General features: G+C 71.9%; 19 protein-coding genes and 1 tRNA gene. 3 read left to right on the forward strand and 17 right to left on the reverse strand.

All coding sequences use genetic code 11. The annotated features are described in order from the left end of the window. Positions 1-11: 11 nt before the first annotated feature. The 13 genes from ribD to MLV88_RS04720 all read right to left on the reverse strand — a co-directional run bounded on the left by ribD (position 12) and on the right by MLV88_RS04720 (position 10,683). A complete protein-coding gene (gene ribD / locus MLV88_RS04660; protein WP_242336896.1) occupies positions 12-1,208 on the reverse strand; it encodes a bifunctional diaminohydroxyphosphoribosylaminopyrimidine deaminase/5-amino-6-(5-phosphoribosylamino)uracil reductase RibD in 1,197 nt (398 codons plus the stop codon). After that, positions 1,205-1,693 (reverse strand): transcriptional regulator NrdR, encoded by a 489-nt coding sequence (nrdR, locus tag MLV88_RS04665; RefSeq protein ID WP_242336893.1) that lies wholly within the window; start codon positions 1,691-1,693, stop codon positions 1,205-1,207. The genes ribD and nrdR overlap by 4 nt, the downstream gene beginning before the upstream one ends. 57 nt (positions 1,694-1,750) lie before the next feature. Next, positions 1,751-3,004, reverse strand: a complete 1,254-nt coding sequence (gene glyA / locus MLV88_RS04670) for a serine hydroxymethyltransferase (protein ID WP_242336890.1) — start codon at positions 3,002-3,004, stop codon at positions 1,751-1,753. A 45-nt stretch (positions 3,005-3,049) separates the two neighbouring features. Further along, complete coding sequence (gene rpiB, locus MLV88_RS04675; RefSeq protein WP_242336887.1) at positions 3,050-3,493, reverse strand: ribose 5-phosphate isomerase B; 444 nt, start codon at positions 3,491-3,493, stop codon at positions 3,050-3,052. A 151-nt stretch (positions 3,494-3,644) separates the two neighbouring features. After that, entirely contained in the window at positions 3,645-4,886 is a 1,242-nt protein-coding gene (fabF, locus tag MLV88_RS04680) for a beta-ketoacyl-ACP synthase II (RefSeq protein WP_242336884.1), read from the reverse strand. A 69-nt stretch (positions 4,887-4,955) separates the two neighbouring features. Next, a complete protein-coding gene (acpP, locus tag MLV88_RS04685) occupies positions 4,956-5,198 on the reverse strand; it encodes an acyl carrier protein (RefSeq protein ID WP_012097538.1) in 243 nt (80 codons plus the stop codon). Between the two features lie 71 nt (positions 5,199-5,269). Beyond that, a complete protein-coding gene (fabG, locus tag MLV88_RS04690) occupies positions 5,270-6,019 on the reverse strand; it encodes a 3-oxoacyl-[acyl-carrier-protein] reductase (RefSeq protein WP_242336881.1) in 750 nt (249 codons plus the stop codon). A gap of 11 nt (positions 6,020-6,030) precedes the next feature. Beyond that, entirely contained in the window at positions 6,031-6,972 is a 942-nt protein-coding gene (gene fabD / locus MLV88_RS04695) for an ACP S-malonyltransferase (protein ID WP_242336878.1), read from the reverse strand. A gap of 19 nt (positions 6,973-6,991) precedes the next feature. After that, the gene (locus MLV88_RS04700; protein ID WP_242336876.1) at positions 6,992-7,972 is read right to left on the reverse strand and encodes a beta-ketoacyl-ACP synthase III; all 981 of its coding nucleotides are present in this window, start codon (positions 7,970-7,972) and stop codon (positions 6,992-6,994) included. A 14-nt stretch (positions 7,973-7,986) separates the two neighbouring features. Further along, positions 7,987-9,069, reverse strand: a complete 1,083-nt coding sequence (gene plsX / locus MLV88_RS04705; RefSeq protein ID WP_242336873.1) for a phosphate acyltransferase PlsX — start codon at positions 9,067-9,069, stop codon at positions 7,987-7,989. A gap of 6 nt (positions 9,070-9,075) precedes the next feature. After that, positions 9,076-9,255, reverse strand: coding sequence for a 50S ribosomal protein L32 (gene rpmF, locus MLV88_RS04710; protein ID WP_242336871.1), 180 nt, complete (start codon positions 9,253-9,255; stop codon positions 9,076-9,078). A 31-nt stretch (positions 9,256-9,286) separates the two neighbouring features. Next, a complete protein-coding gene (locus MLV88_RS04715; RefSeq protein WP_242336868.1) occupies positions 9,287-9,847 on the reverse strand; it encodes a YceD family protein in 561 nt (186 codons plus the stop codon). 188 nt (positions 9,848-10,035) lie between these two features. Beyond that, entirely contained in the window at positions 10,036-10,683 is a 648-nt protein-coding gene (locus tag MLV88_RS04720) for a response regulator (protein ID WP_242336865.1), read from the reverse strand. A 220-nt stretch (positions 10,684-10,903) separates the two neighbouring features. Between MLV88_RS04720 and MLV88_RS04725 the strand changes: the two genes are divergently transcribed. Then, positions 10,904-13,246, forward strand: coding sequence for a hypothetical protein (locus MLV88_RS04725; RefSeq protein ID WP_242336862.1), 2,343 nt, complete (start codon positions 10,904-10,906; stop codon positions 13,244-13,246). A gap of 247 nt (positions 13,247-13,493) precedes the next feature. On the opposite strand, the gene MLV88_RS04730 is transcribed toward MLV88_RS04725, so the two are convergent. Next, the gene (locus MLV88_RS04730) at positions 13,494-13,742 is read right to left on the reverse strand and encodes a hypothetical protein (protein ID WP_242336859.1); all 249 of its coding nucleotides are present in this window, start codon (positions 13,740-13,742) and stop codon (positions 13,494-13,496) included. Positions 13,743-13,746: 4 nt separating this feature from the next. Next, positions 13,747-14,430 (reverse strand): NapC/NirT family cytochrome c, encoded by a 684-nt coding sequence (locus MLV88_RS04735; protein ID WP_242336856.1) that lies wholly within the window; start codon positions 14,428-14,430, stop codon positions 13,747-13,749. A 188-nt stretch (positions 14,431-14,618) separates the two neighbouring features. Here MLV88_RS04735 and MLV88_RS04740 point away from each other — a divergent pair. After that, positions 14,619-14,695 (forward strand) — tRNA-Arg (locus MLV88_RS04740). A 64-nt stretch (positions 14,696-14,759) separates the two neighbouring features. Here MLV88_RS04740 and MLV88_RS04745 read toward each other — a convergent pair. Continuing rightward, a complete protein-coding gene (locus MLV88_RS04745; RefSeq protein WP_242336853.1) occupies positions 14,760-15,587 on the reverse strand; it encodes a hypothetical protein in 828 nt (275 codons plus the stop codon). 43 nt (positions 15,588-15,630) lie between these two features. On the opposite strand from MLV88_RS04745, the gene MLV88_RS23955 reads away from it, so the two are divergent. After that, positions 15,631-15,756: a hypothetical protein gene (locus tag MLV88_RS23955; protein ID WP_255821625.1), complete on the forward strand. Its 126-nt coding sequence runs from the start codon at positions 15,631-15,633 to the stop codon at positions 15,754-15,756. Between the two features lie 331 nt (positions 15,757-16,087). Here the strand turns inward: MLV88_RS23955 and ccsA are convergent, their stop codons facing one another. Further along, complete coding sequence (gene ccsA, locus MLV88_RS04750; protein WP_242336850.1) at positions 16,088-18,457, reverse strand: cytochrome c biogenesis protein CcsA; 2,370 nt, start codon at positions 18,455-18,457, stop codon at positions 16,088-16,090. Positions 18,458-18,659: the final 202 nt, after the last annotated feature.

Below are 18,659 nucleotides of genomic sequence, written 5' to 3' on the forward strand. Positions count from 1 at the left end.
CGCGGCGAATCCTAGCCCCGCCGGGGGTTTTTCGCCAACAGGCCACGCGGGCCGCGGCGGGAGGGGATTCCGGTCACGAGCACGTCGTCGCCCACCCGCTCGACGCAGACGTCGGTGAGCGAGAGCGCGTCCGCCATCCGCGCCGGCCCGCGCCCCGCGACGAGCGGGATGCCGTCGCCTCCGGCGATCTTGGGCGCGACGAAGATGGCGACCCGATCGACGAGCCCCTCCTCGAGGAAGCGCGCGTGGACCCGCGCCCCGCCCTCCACGAGCAGGTGGGTCACGCCCCGCGCCGCGAGCTGGGCGAGCAGGTCCTTGAGGTCGATCCCGCCCGCGCCCCGCTTGCAGCGGAGCAGCTCGACCTTGCGGCCGAGGTCGCGGGTGCGCGGGGCGGCGTGGGCGACGAGGGTGGGCGCGGCGGAGCGCTGGCGGAAGAGGTTCAGGTCGCCGGGGAGCGAGAGATCGGTGTCGAGGACGACGCGGAGCGGATCGCGGCCGCGGCCGCCGGGGAGCCGCGTGGTGAGGCGCGGATCGTCCGCGCGCGCGGTCCCGCTCCCGACGAGCACCGCGTCCACCCGGTCCCGCAGCCGGTGCACCCAGCGGCGGGCGGCCTCGCCCGTCACCCAGCGCGCGTCGCCGGTGCGCGTCGCGATCTTGCCGTCGAGCGTGACCGCCGCCTTGAGCGTCACGTGCGGGCGCCGCTCCGTGATGTAGGTGAACCAGTGGGCGTTGAGCTCGTCGCAGGCGTCGCGGAGCACCCCGGTCACGACCTCGACGCCGGCCGCCCGGAGGCGCGCGACCCCCTTCCCGTTCACGAGCGGGTTGGGATCCGCCGAGCCGACCACCACGCGGCGCACGCCGGCCTCGATCAGCGCGACCGAGCAGGGCGGCGTGCGGCCGAAGTGGTCGCACGGCTCGAGGGTCGTGAAGAGGTCGGCGCCGCGCGCGCGCGCGCCCGCCTCGCGCAGCGCGACCACCTCCGCGTGCGGACCGCCCGCGCGGGAGTGATGGCCGCGGGCCACCACCCGGCCGTTCTTCACGAGCACGGCGCCCACGGCCGGGTTCGGGCTGGTGCGGCCGAGCCCCTTCTCCGCCTCGCGCAGCGCGACGTCCATGAAGCGCTCGGCCACCGCGCGGTCGAAGCGGGCGGCGGTGCGGGGGGCGCGGCGCGCCGGCGTCCGGCGGCCGCCGGCGGCGACCCGGCTCATCGCGTCCCCTCTCCTCCCGGCTTGGAGCCCGGCTCCCTGCGGGCGAGCCCCTCGAGCTCCGTCATGAACTCCCCGACGTCGCGGAACGCGCGGTAGACCGACGCGAACCGGACGTACGCCACCTCGTCGAGCTTCCGCAGGCGCTGCATCACCGCCTCGCCGATCGCGACGGTGCGGATCTCCCGCTCGCCGAGCTCCTGGACCTGGCGCTCGACGCCCGCGACGAGCGCCTCGATCTGCTCCGCGGAGACCGGCCGCTTCTGGCAGGCCCGCGCGACGCCCTCGACGATCTTCTTGCGGTCGAACGGCTCGCGCCGGCCGTCCTTCTTCACGACGTGCGGCAGGATCTCCTCGATCCGCTCGTAGGTCGTGAACCGCCGAGCGCACCCCAGGCATTCCCGCCGCCGCCGGGTCGCCTGCCCCTCCTGCGCCTCGCGCGAGTCGACGACCCGATCCTCGAGGTGTCCGCACCATGGGCAGCGCATCGGCGTCTCCGCGGGCACCGCGCGGCGCGCCACGAGCGGCCGTCCGCGCGGCGATCCCTAAGTCCGGTCCTGGTACATCGGGAACTGCGCGCAGAGCGCGCGCACGTCGCCGCGCACCCCGGCGAGGACCTTCTCGTCGGCGGGCGCGTCGAGCACGCGACCGATGAGCGCGGCCACCGCCGTCATCTCGGCCGGGCCCATCCCGCGGGTCGTGAGCGCGGGGGTGCCGACGCGGATGCCCGAGGTCGTCATCGGCTTCTCGGGATCCCACGGGATCATGTTCTTGTTCACGGTGATCCCGGCCTTGCCGAGCGCCTCCTCGCCGATCTTGCCGGTGAGCTTCTTCGGGCGGAGGTCGACGAGCATGAGGTGGTTGTCGGTGCCGCCGGAGACGAGCCGCAGGCCGGCCTTCTTGAGCCCCTCCGCCAGCGCTTGCGCGTTCTCGACGATCCGCCGCTGGTACTCCTTGAAGCTCGGCTGGAGCGCCTCGTGGAACGCGACCGCCTTGGCGGCGATGACGTGCTCGAGCGGCCCGCCCTGGATGCCCGGGAAGATCTGGGAGTTGAGGATCTTGGCGTGCGCCTCGCGGGTCAGGATGAGGCCGCCGCGGGGACCGCGCAGCGTCTTGTGCGTCGTGGAGGTGACGATCTCCGCGTGCGGGACGGGGCTCGGGTGGAGCCCTGCCGCGACGAGGCCCGCGATGTGGGCCATGTCCACCACCATCGCGGCGCCGACCTCGCGGGCGATCTCGGCGAACCGGTCGAAGTGGAGCGTGCGCGGATACGCGCTCGCGCCGACCATGAGCACCTTCGGCCGGTGCTCGCGGGCGAGGCGCGCGACCTCGTCCATGTCGATCGTCTCGTCCGCCTGCTTGAGGCCGTACGGGACGATCTTGAAGAGCTTGCCGGAGAAGTTCACCGGGGAGCCGTGGGTGAGGTGCCCGCCGAAGTTGAGGCTCATGGCGAGGACCGTGTCGCCCGGCGCGGCGAGCGCGAAGTACGCCGCCATGTTGGCCTGCGAGCCCGAGTGCGGCTGGACGTTCGCGTGCTCGGCGCCGAAGAGCTGCTTCGCGCGGTCGATGGCGAGCTGCTCGACCTTGTCGACGACCTCGCAGCCGCCGTAGTAGCGCTTGCCGGGGTAACCCTCGGCGTACTTGTTCGTGAGGGTCGAGCCCATCGCCTCCATCACCGCCGGCGAGACGAAGTTCTCGCTCGCGATGAGCTCGAGCCCCTCCGCCTGGCGGCGGGTCTCCTCGCGGATGAGCTGCGCGATCTGGGGGTCGGCGTCGGCCAGGGGCTTCGTCGGCATCATCTGGAAGATCTCCTCGGGCGAGCGGCGTACATACCGCCCTGCTGCCTACTTTTCCATGTCCTTCAGCTTCTGGACGCGCCGCTCGTGGCGGCCGCCCTCGAACCGCGTCTCGAGGAACGCCTTCACGATCGCGGCGCCCAGCCCGAGCCCCACGACCCGCTCCCCGATGCAGAGGACGTTCGCGTCGTTGTGGAGCCGCGCCATGCGCGCCTCGTACTCGGAGGCGCAGTGCGCCGCGCGCGCCCCCTTGACCTTGTTCGCCGCGATCGACATGCCGATGCCGGTGCCGCACACGAGGAGCCCGAGCCGCGCGCGGCCCGCGGCCACCGCCTCGGCGACCTGGCGCGCGTAGTCGGGGTAGTCGACGCTCTCGCCCGAGAACGGGCCGAGGTCCTCGACCTCGTACCCCGCCTCGCGGGCCACCTTCACGGCCTCGGCGCGGAGCGACAGCCCCGCGTGGTCCGAGCCCGCGATCACACGTTCCGCCATGGAGTCCTCCGGAAGGGGCGGCATTCTTCCACAACCGGCCGCCCCCCGTCGCCCCCTCTCGTCGGGGCGACGGAGCGGAGCGCCCGGCGGGCGCTCGGCCTCCTGGGCGGCCGCGGTCCGCAGGGCGGGACCGGCCGCGGGTCAGCTCAACTCAGACCCGCTTGAAGATCAGCACCGCGTTCGTGCCGCCGAACCCGAAGGAGTTCGACATGGCGTAGTCGATGCGGGCCTCGCGCGCGTGGTTCGGGATGACGTCGAGCGCGCACTCGGGATCCTGCTCCTCGACGTTGATCGTCGGGGGCAGGACGCCGCGCGCGAGCGCGAGGACCGACACCACGGCCTCGAGGCCGCCGGCGGCGCCGAGCAGGTGCCCGGTCATCGACTTCGTCGACGACACCATGAGGCCCTTCCTCGCGTGCTCGCCGAACACCTTCGCGATCGCCTGGCACTCCGCCACGTCGCCCGCCGGCGTCGAGGTGCCGTGCGTGTTCACGTAGCCCACCTGGTCGGGGGAGATCCCCGCGTCGCCGAGCGCCATGCGCATCGCGCGCTGGCCGCCCTCGCCCTCGGGGGCGGGCGAGGTGATGTGGTTCGCGTCGGCGCTCGCGCCGTAGCCCACCACCTCGGCGTAGATCCGCGCCCCGCGCTGCCGCGCGTGCTCGTACTCCTCGAGGATGAGGAGGCCGGAGCCCTCGCCGGCGACGAAGCCGTCGCGGTGCTTGTCGAACGGCCGGCTCGCCTTCTCCGGCGCGTCGTTGCGCTCGGACAGCGCGCGCGCCGCGCAGAATCCGCCGATGCCGAGCGGCGTGATGGTCGCCTCGCAGCCGCCGGTGATCATCACGTCGGCGAGCCCGCGCTCGATGTAGAGCGTCGCGTCGCCGATGGAGTGGTTGCCGGTCGCGCAGGCGGACACGGGCGAGAAGTTCGGGCCCTTCATCCCGTACTTCAGGCTGATCTGGCCGGGCGCGAGGTTGATGATGAGGCTCGGGATGAAGAAGGGGCCGATCTTCCGGACGCCCTTCTCGAGGAAGGTCTTGTGCTCCTCCTCGATCGTGCCGAGGCCGCCGATGCCGGCGCCGACGATGGCGCCCACCCGCTCCGCGTTCACCTTCGCCATGTCGAGGCCGGCGTCCTTCATCGCCATGTCGGCCGCGGCGAGCGCGAACTGGATGAAGCGGTCGTTGCGGCGCGCCTCCTTGCGATCCATGAACTTCGTCGGATCGAAGCCCTTCACCTCGCCCGCGATGCGGGTGGGGAAGGTGGACGCGTCGAACAGGGTGATCGGCCCGATGCCGCTCTTTCCCGCGACGAGCGCGGCCCACGACTCGTCCACCCCGATGCCCACGGGGGAGACGAGACCGAGCCCGGTGACGACGACACGGCGCCTGGTCATGCTGTTCACCTCGATGGAGAAGCTTGAGCTGCGCCCCGGGCGCGGAGGCCCGGGGTCCTGGTCTCGCGTCTACTTCTTGTGGGTCGTGATGTAGTTCACCGCGTCCTGGACGGTCTTGATGTTCTCCGCCTCCTCGTCCGGGATCTCGACCTCGAACTCCTCCTCCATCGCCATGACGAGCTCGACGATGTCGAGCGAGTCCGCGCCGAGGTCCTCGATGAAGCTGGACGTGATCTTGATCTCGTCCTCGCCCACGCCCAGCTGGTCCGCGATGATGTTCTTCACCTTCTGCTCGACGTTCGCCGTGGTCATGTTCCGTTCCTCCTGGTTGTGAAGCCGTGAAGCCGTGAAGCCGTTGAAGCGCCGCGCCGCAAATGGCGAGGCTACATGTACATGCCGCCGTTGACCCGCAGGACCTCGCCGGTCACGTACGACGCCAGATCGCTCGCGAGGAACGCCACCGCGTTCGCGACGTCCTCCGCGGTGCCGAGCCGCGCGAGCGGGATGAGCTCCTGCAGCTTGGTCTTCGCGGCCTCGGGCAGCGCCGCGGTCATGTCCGTCTCGATGTAGCCCGGCGCCACCGCGTTCACGCGGACGTTGCGCGAGGCGAGCTCGCGGGCGACGGACTTGGTGAGCCCGATGAGGCCGGCCTTCGTCGCCGCGTAGGCGGCCTGCCCGGCGTTGCCCATCTCGCCGACCACCGAGGTGAGGTTCACGATCGAGCCGCCGCGCGCCTTCATCATGGGGCGCGTGACGGCGCGCGTGAGGTTGAACGCGCCGGTGAGGTTCACCTGGAGCTGCCGGTTCCAGTCCTCGTCCTTCAGGCGCATGACGAGCTGGTCGACCGCGATGCCCGCGTTGTTCACGAGCACGTGCAGCCCGCCGAGCTCCGCGACCACGTCCTCGACCGCCTGGTTGCACGCGGCGGGATCGGCGACGTCGAACCGGTAGAGCTTCGCCCGCGGCGCGCCCGCCCGCTGGACGAGCTCGAGCGCCTCGGCCGCGGCGGCCTCGTTGCCCGCGTAGTTGAGCGCGACGCTCGCGCCGCCCTTCGCGAGCGCGACGGCGATGGCGCGGCCGATGCCGCGCGAGGCGCCGGTGACGAGCGCGGTCTTCCCGGTGAAGTCGAACATCCCGTCTCCTCTCAGGCCCGCAGCGCCGCGAGCGTCTTCTCGAGCGACGCGCCGTCCTCGACGTTCCACACCTCGAGGGATTTGTCGATGCGCTTCGCGAGGCCGGCGAGGACCTTCCCCGGTCCGACCTCGACGACGCGGGTGACGCCCTGGCGCGCGAGCTCCTCGACGCACTCGATCCAGCGCACCGGCGCCGTCACCTGCTCCACGAGCAGGGGCACGATGCGCGCCGCGTCCTCGCTGGGCTTCGCCTCGACGTTCGTCACCACCGGGCAGCGCGGCGCCTTCCACGGGATGGCCCGCAGCACCGGCTCGAGCCGCGCCTTCACGGGCGCCATGAGCGCCGAGTGGAAGGGGGCGGACACGGGGAGCGGCAGCACGCGCTTCGCCCCCGCCTCCTTGAGGCGCACGCCGGCCTTCTCCACCGCGCCCGCGGCGCCGGCGATGACGGTCTGGGCGGGCTCGTTGTAGTTGGCGGGCGAGACGACCTCGCCGGTCTCGGCGGCCACCGCGGCGCAGATCTCCCGCACCTTAGCCGGGTCGAGGCCGAGCACCGCGCTCATCGCGCCGTGCCCGGCCGGCACCGCCTCCTGCATGAACGTGCCGCGCGCGCGGACCGCCGCCGCGGCCTCGGCGGCGCCGCAGGCGCCCGCCGCGACGAGCGCGGAGTACTCGCCGAGCGAGTGGCCGGCCACGAGGTCGGGCGCGATCCCCCGCGCCGCGAGCACCGCCGCCGCCGCCGCGGAGACCGTCAGGATCGAGGGCTGGGTGTTGGCGGTGAGGCGGAGCCGATCCTCCGGACCCTCGAAGCAGAGCGCGGAGAGCCGCTCGCCGAGCGCGGCGTCGACCGCGTCGAACACGGCGCGCGCCTCCGGGAACCGGTCGTGGAGATCCTTGCCCATGCCCACGGCCTGCGAGCCCTGGCCGGGGAAGACGAACGCGAGCTTGCCCATCTTCGTGCGGTCTCCTCGCCTACCACCGGACGACGCTGGCGCCCCACGCCATGCCGCCGCCGATGGCCATCATCAGGATCACGTCGCCGCTCTTGAACCAGCCGGCGCGGTTCGCCTCGTCGAGCGTCATGGGGACGCTGGCCGCCGAGGTGTTGCCGTACTTCTCGAGGTTCATCCAGCACTTCGAGGCCGGGATCTCGAGCCGCGAGAGGGTCGCGTCCAGGATCCGCTTGTTGGCCTGGTGCGCGATGACCCAGGTCACGTCGTCGGTGGTGAGCTGCTCGGCGGCGAGCACCTCCTGGCAGCTCTCCACGAGCGCGCGCACCGCGATCTTGAACACCTCGCGGCCGTTCATCTTCACGAAGTGCGACTTCTCGCGGATGAGCTTCTCCGAGATCGGCTCGCGCGACCCGCCGCCGGGCTGCAGCAGGATCGGCACGAGCGAGCCGTCGGTGTGGAGGCGCGTCGTGAGGATGCCGCGCTTGGGGTCGGTGCTCGGCTTCAGCACCATGGCGCCCGCGCCGTCGCCGAAGAGGATGCAGGTGTTGCGATCCGTCCAGTCCGTGATGCGCGTGAGCGTGTCCGCGCCGACCACGAGCGCGTTGTTCACCGCGCCGCTCGCGACGAAGCGATCGGCGACGGAGAGCGCGTAGAGCGAGCCCGCGCACGCGGCGGAGAGGTCGAACGCGAAGGCCTTCTTGTTGCCGAGCCGGCCCTGGAGCACCGCCGCCGTGGACGGGAACGGATAGTCGGGGGTCACGGTGCCGACCACGATCAGCTCGACGTCCTTGGGGTCGAGCGCGGCCGCCTCGAGCGCGCGGATGGACGCCTTCACGGCGAGGTCGCTCGTCGCCTCCTCGGGCGCCGCGATGTGCCGCTCCCGGATGCCGGTCCGCTCGACGATCCAGTCGTCGCTCGTCTGGACCATCTTCTCCAGGTCGCTGTTCGTGAGGACCTTCTCGGGCGTGTAAGAGCCGGTACCGGCGATGAACGAGCGCATCTCTACCTTTCGGATCAGGCGTCGTGCGACGAGGCGCGGCGCGGGGGGGTGGACGCCTTCTCGGCGCGGTCGGCGGCGCGCTCGAGGAGCGACTCCGCGGGCGCGACTGCCCGGGCGATCTCGTCGGTGAAGCGGGTGCGGGCCGCGTCGCGGGCGCGGCGGATGGCGTTCTCGACGGCCAGCGCGTCCGACCGGCCGTGGGAGATGAAGCCGACGCCGTTCACGCCCACGAGCGGCGCGCCCCCCACCTCGCGCCAGTCGAGGCGTTTCTTCATCCCGTCGAGCGCGGCCTTCGAGAGGAGGCCGCCCAGGCTCGACACCGCCGTCGAGCGGAGGGCGCGCTTCAGGTACTCGCCGACCACCTTGGCGGTGCCCTCCATGGTCTTCAGGGCGACGTTGCCGGTGAAGCCGTCCGTGACGATGACGTCCACCTCGCCGGTGAGGAGGTCGCGCCCCTCGCAGTAGCCGACGAAGTGGATGGGCGCCTCACGGAGCGCGGCCGCCGCGGCGCGGGTGAGCTCGGTGCCCTTCGACTCCTCCTCGCCGTTCGCGAGGATGGCGACCTTCGGGCGGGCCACGCCGACCACGCGGCGCGCGTAGACCTCGCCCATGAGCGCGAACTGCACGAGGTGGATGGGCTTGCAGTCCACCACCGCGCCCATGTCGAGCAGGATCGAGGCGCCCTTCAGCGCGGGCAGGACCGAGATGATCGCCGGCCGCTCCACGCCCTCCGGACGGCCGAGCACGAAGATCGCGCCCGCCATCACCGCGCCCGAGTTGCCGGCCGACACCATCGCGCTCGCCCTGCCCGCCTTCACGAGCTCGAAGCAGACGCGGATGGAGTTGTCGCGCTTGCGGCGCATCGCCTGGCCGGGGTGGTCGTGCATCTCGACCACCTCGCCCGCGTGATGCACCTCGATGGGCAGCGCGTGCCCGGCGCGGTGGCGAGCGAGCTCCTCACGCACGCGCGCTTCAGGGCCGACCAGGATGACGGCCAGCCCCTTACGCGCTGCGTTAATGGCACCTTGTACGATCGCGCCCGGGGCGTGGTCGCCCCCCATCGCATCCACGGCGACGGGCGCGATCTTCTCGACCATCGGGGCTTACGTCGCCTCGGTGATCTGCTCGCCCTTGTACGTCCCGCAGGACGGGCAGGCGCGGTGCGAGAGCACGGGCTCCTTGCACTTCGGGCACTTCGTGACGTTCGCGGCCTTGATCTTGAAATTGGCCGCGCGACGGCGGTCGCGGCGCATGCTGCTCGTACGCTTCTTCGGGACACCCACGGCGTGCTCCTTTGGCTTCTCGTGCGGCCGCTTAAAGCTTCACGTTCTTGAGGCCCGCCCAGCGCGGATCCGGAACGTGGCGATCGCAGCCGCACTCGCGATCGTTCAGATTGGCCCCGCACACGGGGCAGAGTCCTTTGCAGCCCTCGCCGCACACCGGGTACCCCGGCAGCGCGAGGAGGAGCTGTTCGCGGAGGATCGGGTCGAGATCGATGGTCTTGCCCGAGTACGTGTCCTCCTCCGCATCATCGAGATCGAAGCTCCCGGCGGTCGGGCCGGTGTTCGAGTCCTTCGCAGCGCGCGCCTCGTCGCCGTACTGGTCGGCCGGGACGAGCGTGACCTCGAAGTCGACCGGGACGTCGATGGAGACGGGGCCGAGGCAGCGGCCACACGCCGCCGAGAGCTCGGCCTTCACGTGCCCGTCGATGCGGACGCGCCGCTCGATCTTGTCGAGCTTCGCCTCCACGTGAGCAGGGCCACGCGCGCGATATCCCGCGCGTTCTCCCGACACCAGCTCGTCGACCTGCTCGCGGGCCACGTCCCAGCTACGCCGGAGTCCGGCCTCCTTGATTTCGTCAATGTTGACGCGCATTTACAACGCTTCCCGAGACCAAAAAAGGGCCTCATTATAGGGGTCGATCAGGCGAAGTCAAGGCGCGCCGAGCCACGGCGCGCGCCGACCGCCGCCCCTTCTCGCCGAAGGAGACGACCTACTTAACCCCCGCGCGAGCCTACTTCATCGCGGCGCGAGGGGCCGAACCTCCGGGCGAGGCCCCGGGATCAGGGCTTCACGAGGCCGCGCGCGACGGCGAGGAGCGCCGCCTCGGCCTTCGTGGAGACGTCCATCTTCTCGTAGATCCGCTTCACGTAGGTCTGGACCGTCCCCTCGGCGATGCCCAGCGCCTGCGCCACGTCGGCGTAGGTGTGGCCGTGCACGAGGAGCTGGAGGACCTCGAGCTCGCGCTTCGACAGCGCCGGGCCGTCCTTGGCCTTCTGGTCCGGCGGATCGCCGCGCAGCTCGGACAGCAGCACCTTCGCGGCGCGCGGGCTGATGGGCGCGGCGTCGCCGGTCAGCACGTCCTCGACCGCCCGGGTGAGCTCGGCGGCGTGGAAGGGCTTCAGGATGTAGCCGGCCGCGCCGGCGCGCATGGCGCCGAGGACGCGGGCGGGGATGTCGACGGCGGTGAGCGCGATGCAGGCGGTCTTGGGCAGCTCGTGGCGAATTGTCGCGATCACGTCCTCGCCGCTCATCTTCGGAAGCCCGAGATCGACGAGCGCCACGTCCGGCTTCTCCCGGCGAGCGAGCGTCACCCCGTCCTCTCCGGTGGCCGCGGTGCCGCAGACCTCGAATCCGTGCGACGTGAGAACCTGCGCGATGAGCCTAGAGACCGCCTCGTCGTCCTCGACCGCGATCGCCCGGATAGCCATGCTCCCCCACCTTCACACGGAGGTGGACCCCCCACCTTCCGGAAAAACCCGCTCATAAGTAGCAGCCCTGCGCGCAGGGGGTCAAGAAACCCACCCCCCCGCAGAGATGGCACCCTGGAGACCCATCGCCTACCCGTCCGCACACGGAAGTACCTGACACCAAATGGAAATCTCCACAGAGCTGTGTCAGGTTGCTCGCCTGGTCGTCCAGGAGGCTTTCATGCGAAGCGGACACGCTCGGCTCGGGCTGCTCGTCGCTGCCCTCACCTCATTCATCCTCGCCTGCAGCTCCGGCGGTGGCGGCGGCAGTACCTCGTGCAAGGGACTAGACGCCGCTTGCACGGCGGCCTCCGACTGCTGCGCGGGCAGCACTTGCGGTGGCGCGGGCGTCTGCGTCCCCGCGGGGCAGTGTTCGCCAGACGGCGCCGCGTGCGCCGGCCCGGCCGATTGTTGCTCGAACACCTGCCCGGGCGGCGTCTGCGGCGGCACCTGCAAGGCGGTCGCCCAGCCCTGCACGGCCCCCTCGGATTGCTGCTCGAACTCGTGCGGCTCGGGCATCTGCACCGAGCCCCCCGGTCCTGGCGGCTGCTTCGCTCTCGGCGCGAGCTGCGCCGCGCCGAGCGAGTGCTGCACGGGCACGTGCACTGCCGGTAAGTGCGCGGAGCCGACGACGCCCGGCTGCTTCGCTGAAGGCGTCGCCTGCACGCAGGACGGCGCGTGCTGCTCCGCGAACTGCGTCGACGGGGCGTGCGCTCCGTCGGGGTTCTGCAAGGAGCCGGGCCAGGCGTGCGCGAACGCCGGCGAGTGCTGCTCACGCACCTGCACGGGCGGCGCGTGCTCCCAGACCGTCTGCAAGCAGGCCGGGACGGCGGTCGCCGACGCGTCGCAGTGCTGCTCCGAGTACGCGGAGCTCCTGAACGGCACGCTCACCTGCGCGAAGCTCCCCTCCGGCAGCACCGGCTACACCTGCACCACGCTCGGTGAGGCCTGTACGGCGGCGCTGGAGTGCTGCTCGCGCAACTGCCAGGGCGGCACCTGCGCCGCGGCCTACTCCTGCCACGCCCCGGGCGACCTCTGCACGCGCACGGAGGACTGCTGCTCCGGGCTCTGCAGCGCGACGGGCGGAGCCCCGGGCCGCTGCGAGGACGCGCCGGGCGGCTGCACGCAGGACGGCGTGCCCTGCGACAACGACTCGAACTGCTGCACGCGCAAGTGCGTCGACCTCGGCAGCGGCACGCGGGTGTGCCAGCCCGCCGGCGGCTGCCGCATGACGGGCAACTACTGCGACGGCGACGCCTCGTGCTGCAACATCAACCAGCTCGTCGCGCCTTCGCAGGCGATCCACTGCGATCCCGCCGATCACACCTGTGACAACGGCGGATCGTGCAACCCGCCGGGGAACATCTGCGGCGCCTTCGGCGACAACGCCTCCCAGAACTGCTGCGTCCCCGACGGAGCGACCGGGGTGAAGTTCAACGGGAGCGGCAAGCTCGTCTGCAAGCTCGACATGAACAACGTCGCGCGCTGCTTCGGCTCGCCGCCGGGCGGCGGCACCGGGACGAACTGCCCGACGGGCTACGACGGGTCGAACCCGCTCTGCTGCATGGCGCCGGGCGACATCTGCCAGTTCCGCGACCAGTGCTGCGGGTTCGCGCCCTGCGTGCCCGACTCCCAGGGCGTGCTCCGCTGCGCGGACACGAACTCCTGCAAGCCGCGCGGGACGCTCTGCACCGGCACGAGCGACACGAGCTGCTGCGAGGGCACCACCTGCCAGCTCGTCAGCGAGATCGGCTACCTCTGCACCGACACCGCGCCGCCGCCGCCGCAGTGCATCCTGGACGGCGCTTCCTGCACGGCGAACACGACCGGCTGCTGCGGCGGCCCCGGCGCCTGCGTCGCCGGGACCTGCAACGCGTGCGCGCCGAATGGCAACACCTGCCAGACGGACGGTCAGTGCTGCTCCGGGACGTGTGACGCTGGCGTCTGCCGCACGCCGTGCCAGGGCACCTCCGCGAGCTGCACCGTCGGCGGCGACTGCTGCTCCGGGCTCTCCTGCGACATCCCGCCGGGCGCGACCGCCGGAACCTGCGGCACGACCGGTACCCTCTGCGCGGCCACCGGCCAGGCCTGCGCCGCCAGCGCGGACTGCTGCAACACGCCCAGCGAGCAGTGTCTCGGTGGCGTGTGCGCCGTCCCGCCCCCGAGCTGCTCCGGGGTCGCGCTGCCCTGCGCGACCAACGGCGACTGCTGCACGGGCCTGTCGTGCAACCTGACGACGGGCGCCTGCGAGGCGCCGGTCTGCGCCAACACGGGCACCTCCTGCAACACGACCTCGGGATGCTGCGCGACCGACGACGTGTGCGCGCTCGCGTCGAACACGGCGCAGCCCTGCACCGACGGCTCGAGCTGCGTCTGCGTCAAGCCCGCGGTCTGCGCGCCGCTCGGTCAGGCGTGCTCGCCGACGCCGGGCTGCTGCAACGGCGTGTGCGTCAACCAGGCGAACACGACCCAGCGCTGCGATCCGACGACCGGCATGAACTGCGTCTGCGTGGGAATCGGCTAGCGCCACCAGAAGTCGTCGTACGAACGGCCGCTCGCGCTCGACGCGCGGGCGGCCGTTCTCTTTCTGGAGGTCGCGGTTTCCGGTCCGGCGGGCGGCGATGTCGCGGCGGCGGTCAGAAGTCTCGAGGTCGGGGTCGAGGTCGGGGTCGGGGTCTCGCCCTGAAACGCCGACGGCCGCTCCCGCGCGTGCGCGGGGCGGCCGTCCGTGAGGCTTGAGCCCAGGCCGACGCCTGGCGCCTGTGGCTGCATCAGGACTGCGGGCGGTCCCCTCCGCCGAGCGCCTCGTCCTCGCCGACGCCCTGGAGGTCGAGCGCGATCGCGAGGAGGTACAGCGCCAGCGAGGAGGTGCCGAAGAGCTGGCCGAGGCTCATCGCGAGGACGAGCAGCAGCGGCGACGGCCAGAACAGGCCGGCGACCATGAGGCCGAGCGCGACGAGCGTGAGGACCGCGGAGACGTTGACGAGGCGGCGGACGGTGATCTTCGAGAGTCCGATCACGGCGCTACTCCTTCTTCTCGCCGGCGGCGGACGCCGTGGGCGCGCGGCCGTTGCCGCCGTGGTTGAACGAGCGCGGGTGGACCTGGGCGCCGCCGTGGCAGTCGATGCAGCCCGCGTCGCCCTTGCGGAGGTCCTCGATCATCCCGGCGTGCTCCTCGCGAGCGAGCCAGTTCGGCGCGGTCGTCGAGTGGCAGCGGGTGCAGCTCCCGTTCTTGAACGGCTTGTAGAGGTGGATGCGCGGCCCCTTCTCGCCGTAGGGGCCCGAGCTCGCGTACTCGGTGATGTAATAGTAGAGGTGCTTGAGCCCGTTCAGCTTGGTCGTCATCGCGCCGAACAGGGCGTAGTCGGCGTGGCACGTGTAGCAGCTCTCGCCGCCGAAGGTCGCGTTGCGGCTGTGGATCGCCGCGAGGCTGTTCGACCTCGGGTCCGCCGCGTCCTCGGTGTACGGGAGCATCACGTGGCAGGAGCTACAGAACTCGCGCTTCAGCGTGTACTCGAACCCGGAGACGTTGCCGGTGAGCGCGACGCCGATCGGCATCACGCCGAGCCCGAAGAGCAGCAGCACCTTCGTGAGCCGCCCGAGCGGCGGCCGCTTCACGAGGTACCAGATGATGATGAGGGCGGCGATGGCGGCGGCCGCGACCGCCGTCAGCTTGAGGAGCTGCTCGAGCGAGTTGATCTCTTGCACGGTCGGTTTTGCTACCATGTGGGTCCGGGCACTTCAAGGCGGAACCGCGTCATTTTGCCGCGCCTGCGAGGAGTCCCCCCTCCCGCCCCGGCCCCGGGTGCCGTTCCGGAGAGGATCGCGCGCGATCACGCAGCGCCGCGAACTCCTTGCCTTTCCGCCCCACCTGCACTAGATACGGCGGCTCGCAAGCGCGGTTAGCTCAGCTGGATAGAGCGTCGGCCTCCGGAGCCGAAGGCCACAGGTTCGAATCCTGTACCGCGCGCCACTCAGAGAGGCCCGTCCCAGCGGCATTCATGCCCGGGGACGGGCCTCTCGCTTTCGAGGGAGCGTCAGTCCGCCGGCGTGCCCTGCTCCGCCACGGCAGGCACGCGCGTCGCGACCTCTCCGCCCTCGAGCGCAGCGGGGAGCGCCTCCGTGGCGACGGCCGCCGCGGTCGCTTCGTCCGCCTCTTCGGGCGCCGGCTCCGTGGCCTCGCGCGACGGCACGGGGGCCTCGACGAGGGCATCGAAGACGGCGTCGAACGGGTCCTCCACCGTACCGGCGGCGGGCTCCCCGGAGGCCTCGGCCTCCTCGGCCGCGGTGCTGCTGTCCTCGGGGCGAGAAGCGGCGAGCTCGGCAGGGCGAGCCGCCTCGCGCGTCGCCGCCGCGGCGACTGGAGCGGATTCGCGGGACCCGGCGCTCGCCCCGTCGCGGCGCGGCGTGGGCTGCGACCGCCCCGCGCTGCCCGGGGTCGGCGCGGGCGAGGCGGGCGCCGGCAGCGCACGAGCCTCGGCGGCCGCGATCGTCGGTGCGCCGCCTCCGGCCACGACCGCCAGCGCCGCCACGGGCTCCCGGCTCGCCGCCGGGGTCCTGGCGGGCGCGGCCCCGGCCGCGAGGGCCGTCGACAGGGCGGCGACCGTCGCCGCCGCCACCAGGGCGCCGCCCGCGGTGGACGCGGCGAGGGTCGCGCGGGGGTGCGCGCGAGCGACGAGCCAGGCGCGCAGCCCCAGGGCCACGACGGCGCCGCGGGAGGAACCCTCGGTGATCAAGCGCCACGCGGCGGCGCCGAACGGCACGGGAGCCGGCGGGACCGGAGCGTCCGCCTCCTCCGGGGGCGCGTCGGGGTCGCGCTGCGCGAGGCGCGGCGGCTCGACCGAGTCGTCGGAGAGGGGCTCCACCCACGGCGCATCCTCCGAGACGCTCGGTGGAAGCGGAGGTCCGATGGCGATCCACGTCATCCGCTCCATGGCGAGCGGCGACCGCGGCGGGCTGGATTCCGGCGGCTCGGCGATGGTCGGGTCGAACGAGAGCACGAAGGTGCTGTGCCCGCACCTGCACGGCACCTGATAGACGCAGCCCGCCACGGGCTCGCTCGACGTCGCGAAGCGCTCGCCGCAGCGATGACAGGAAAATCGCATGACAGCCCCCATGCGAGCGCCCGATCCATATCCCGCTCACCGGAGCTTCGAGCGATGGCCTGCCCGGTCGCTTGCCTCGCGCACGGTGTGTGCGGAGTCGTGCGCTGGCCGCTCCCTTCACGGGGTTCACCCTCGAAGGCTGCTCGACAGGCCCCGGGTGAACGCACCGAAAGTGACGGCCCCGCAGGACGCCGGGCGCGAGAAGGGCCGGCCCGGAGCACCCGGACCGGCCCTTGGACGAGGCGAGGCTGGCGAGCGGCTCAGGCCGCCGTGGACGTCCCGAGCGCCTGCTCCTGCTTGCGGTGCGCGAGGAAGCCCCAGGTCACGAACGCCGCCTCGGCGAGCGCGACGATGATCATCCAGTTCACCACCGGAGAATCGCCCATGCCGTACGAGTGCAGGCCCGTGCCGAGCACGAAGTTCACGCCCAGGTAGGTCATGAGGATCGTCTGGAAGGCGATGATGGAGAGCGCCGCCACGCCGAACTGGCCGATGAGCTTGTCGAAGCGCCCGTGGACGATCGCCATGTACGCGAGGAACGCGACGAGCGACCAGACCTCCTTCGGATCCCATCCCCAGTAGCGGCCCCACGACGACGCCGCCCAGACCGAGCCGGTGAGGATGCCGGCGATGAGCAGGATCGAGCCGACCAGCATGTACCAGTAGTTGAGGTCGGACATGCGGACGGTGAGATCCGTCCGGCGCGGCGCGAAGATCGTGAAGCCGATCTGCATGTGCGCGATGACGACGCCGAGCGCGAGCACCGAGTAGCCGATCATGATGATCGGCACGTGGATGGCGAGCCACGGCGTGCCGGAGAGCACCGGCGGCATCGGGTGGATGAAGCGGTCGATGGGCAGGAGGTCCGTGAGCCCCATCGTGAGCGCCGCCATCGCGTTGGCGTTCAGGACGACGAGGCGGTTCCGCAGCACCGGGAGCGCCACCACCGCGAAGAGCCCGACGCCCCACGCGAGGAACAAGAGCGACTCGTACATGTTGGACGCCGGGATGCGCCCGGCGACCGCCCAGCGCATCGCGATGCCCCAGGTCATCACCGCGAAGCCGCCCAGGAGGCCGGCGAACGCGAGGCCTTCGAGGAGCTTCGACTTGCGGTTCCAGGCGACGAGCGAGACCACCAGCGCGCCCAGGAGGATGATCCAGGCGACGCGCGTCGCGCGGACCTTCTTGTAGAGGATCTCCCGGTCGATCGCCTGCGGCGACGGCCAGCCGTCGAGGCGCGGCCCGGTGGAGAGCGCGACCAGGTCGTCGACGGTGCTCATCGGCTGCGGCACGCCCCAGCGCGCGCGGGGCTTGCCCGCCACGGGGATGGCCCGGAGCTTGTCCTTCTCGAGGAAGCCCTGCATCCAGACGAGCCGCTCCTCGAGCTTCTCCGCCTGCGCGAGCACGCCCGTGCGCGGCCGGTCGGACATCGCCGCCTGCCGCGCCTGCTGCATGATGCCGAGGACGCGCTGGCTCGAGACGAGCTGCGCGAAGGAGGCGTACTTCGTGCCGCCCGGGAGCCCCACCGCGACCGCGAGCTCGGGGCTGCCGAGCTGGACGAGGGGCGTGTTCGCCGCGCGCATCGGGTCGAAGAGCCACTGCGCGACGGTGACGACCGGGTCCTCGCCGTTCCAGGTGTACGAGCCGGTCACGTTCCAGACCGCCTCGCGGGCGAGCGTGTCGAGCGGCATGGTCCGCCCGTCGTGCTGGACCGGCAGCCGGCGCATCGCGTCGACCTTGGCCCAGCCGTCCATCGCCGCGGGCGCGGGCGCGGGCGCCTGCGCCGAGCCGGCCGAGGCGAAGAGCGCGAGCGCGATCGCAGCGGCGGTCTTCCCGGCGCGGCCCGAGGGGCGCGCGCTGCCGGCGTCGTCGCCCGCGAGCATGCGCTCGAGCTGACCGCGCTTCTTCGCCTCCGCCATGCGGGTGCCGAGCACGACGATCATGCCGAGCACGAGGAACGCGTAGCCGACGAAGACCAGGTTCTGGCCCGGGTCCTTCGAGACGGAGAGGACCGTCGCCTCCCGGGTGACCTCGTTCGTCTGCGGGTCGCGATCCTGCTGGTAGCTCGACTGGAAGAGGCTGTACCCGCGGTAGTGCAGCGGGTGGTTCATCCAGACCTCGGCCGCGAACGTCTCCTTGGTCTCACGGTCGGTGACGTGGATGCGGCTGCGGAACTGCGAGGGCCGCATCGTCCCGGGGTAGTTCTCGACCTCGAAGTCGTCGAGCTTCACCAGGAACGGGAGCTCGTGCGCCGCCGAAGGCTGCCCGTTCGCGTCGAGGGCGGCGATCTCGCCGGCGCTCTGCCCCTCCCACAGCCCGAGCTGCCCCTCGGTCTTGAAGAAGTAGGTGAGCCCCGCGCCGAGGAAGATGACGATGATCGACGTGTGGGTGATGAGGTAGCCGATGCGCTGCTTGCCCCAGGGCGCGAGCGACAGGATCGACGCGATGAGGTTCACCGCGAACAGGCCCTGCAGCGCGAGGAACCACCAGGCGTAATAGACGGTCCGCGCCGCCACGGGCGCGCCCCTCGACGACTCGATGATCGTCCCCGCCGCGAGCCCGATGAGCAGCAGCACGAGCAGGATCACGGCGAGCTTCAGGGATGCGAGCTGGTTCAGGAGCCTCTTCATCGACGCGAACCCTCCGAAACGATCCGGCGACACGCCGGATCTCCCGCCGGAAGCGGGCGACCCGAACATCGGGTTGGGCCCCACAGGTGAGCCCAGGCCATCGCGGCACGGCCGCGACGGCCACGTGGCGTCCCTGCCATCTTCGGGCCACCGGCAGAACGCCGGGATCGCTAGGAATAATCCGCGCGGGAGCGGTCGCCGG

Origin of the sequence: Anaeromyxobacter soli, assembly GCF_022808855.1 — a bacterium.
Classification (GTDB): Bacteria; Myxococcota; Myxococcia; order Myxococcales; family Anaeromyxobacteraceae; genus Anaeromyxobacter; species Anaeromyxobacter soli.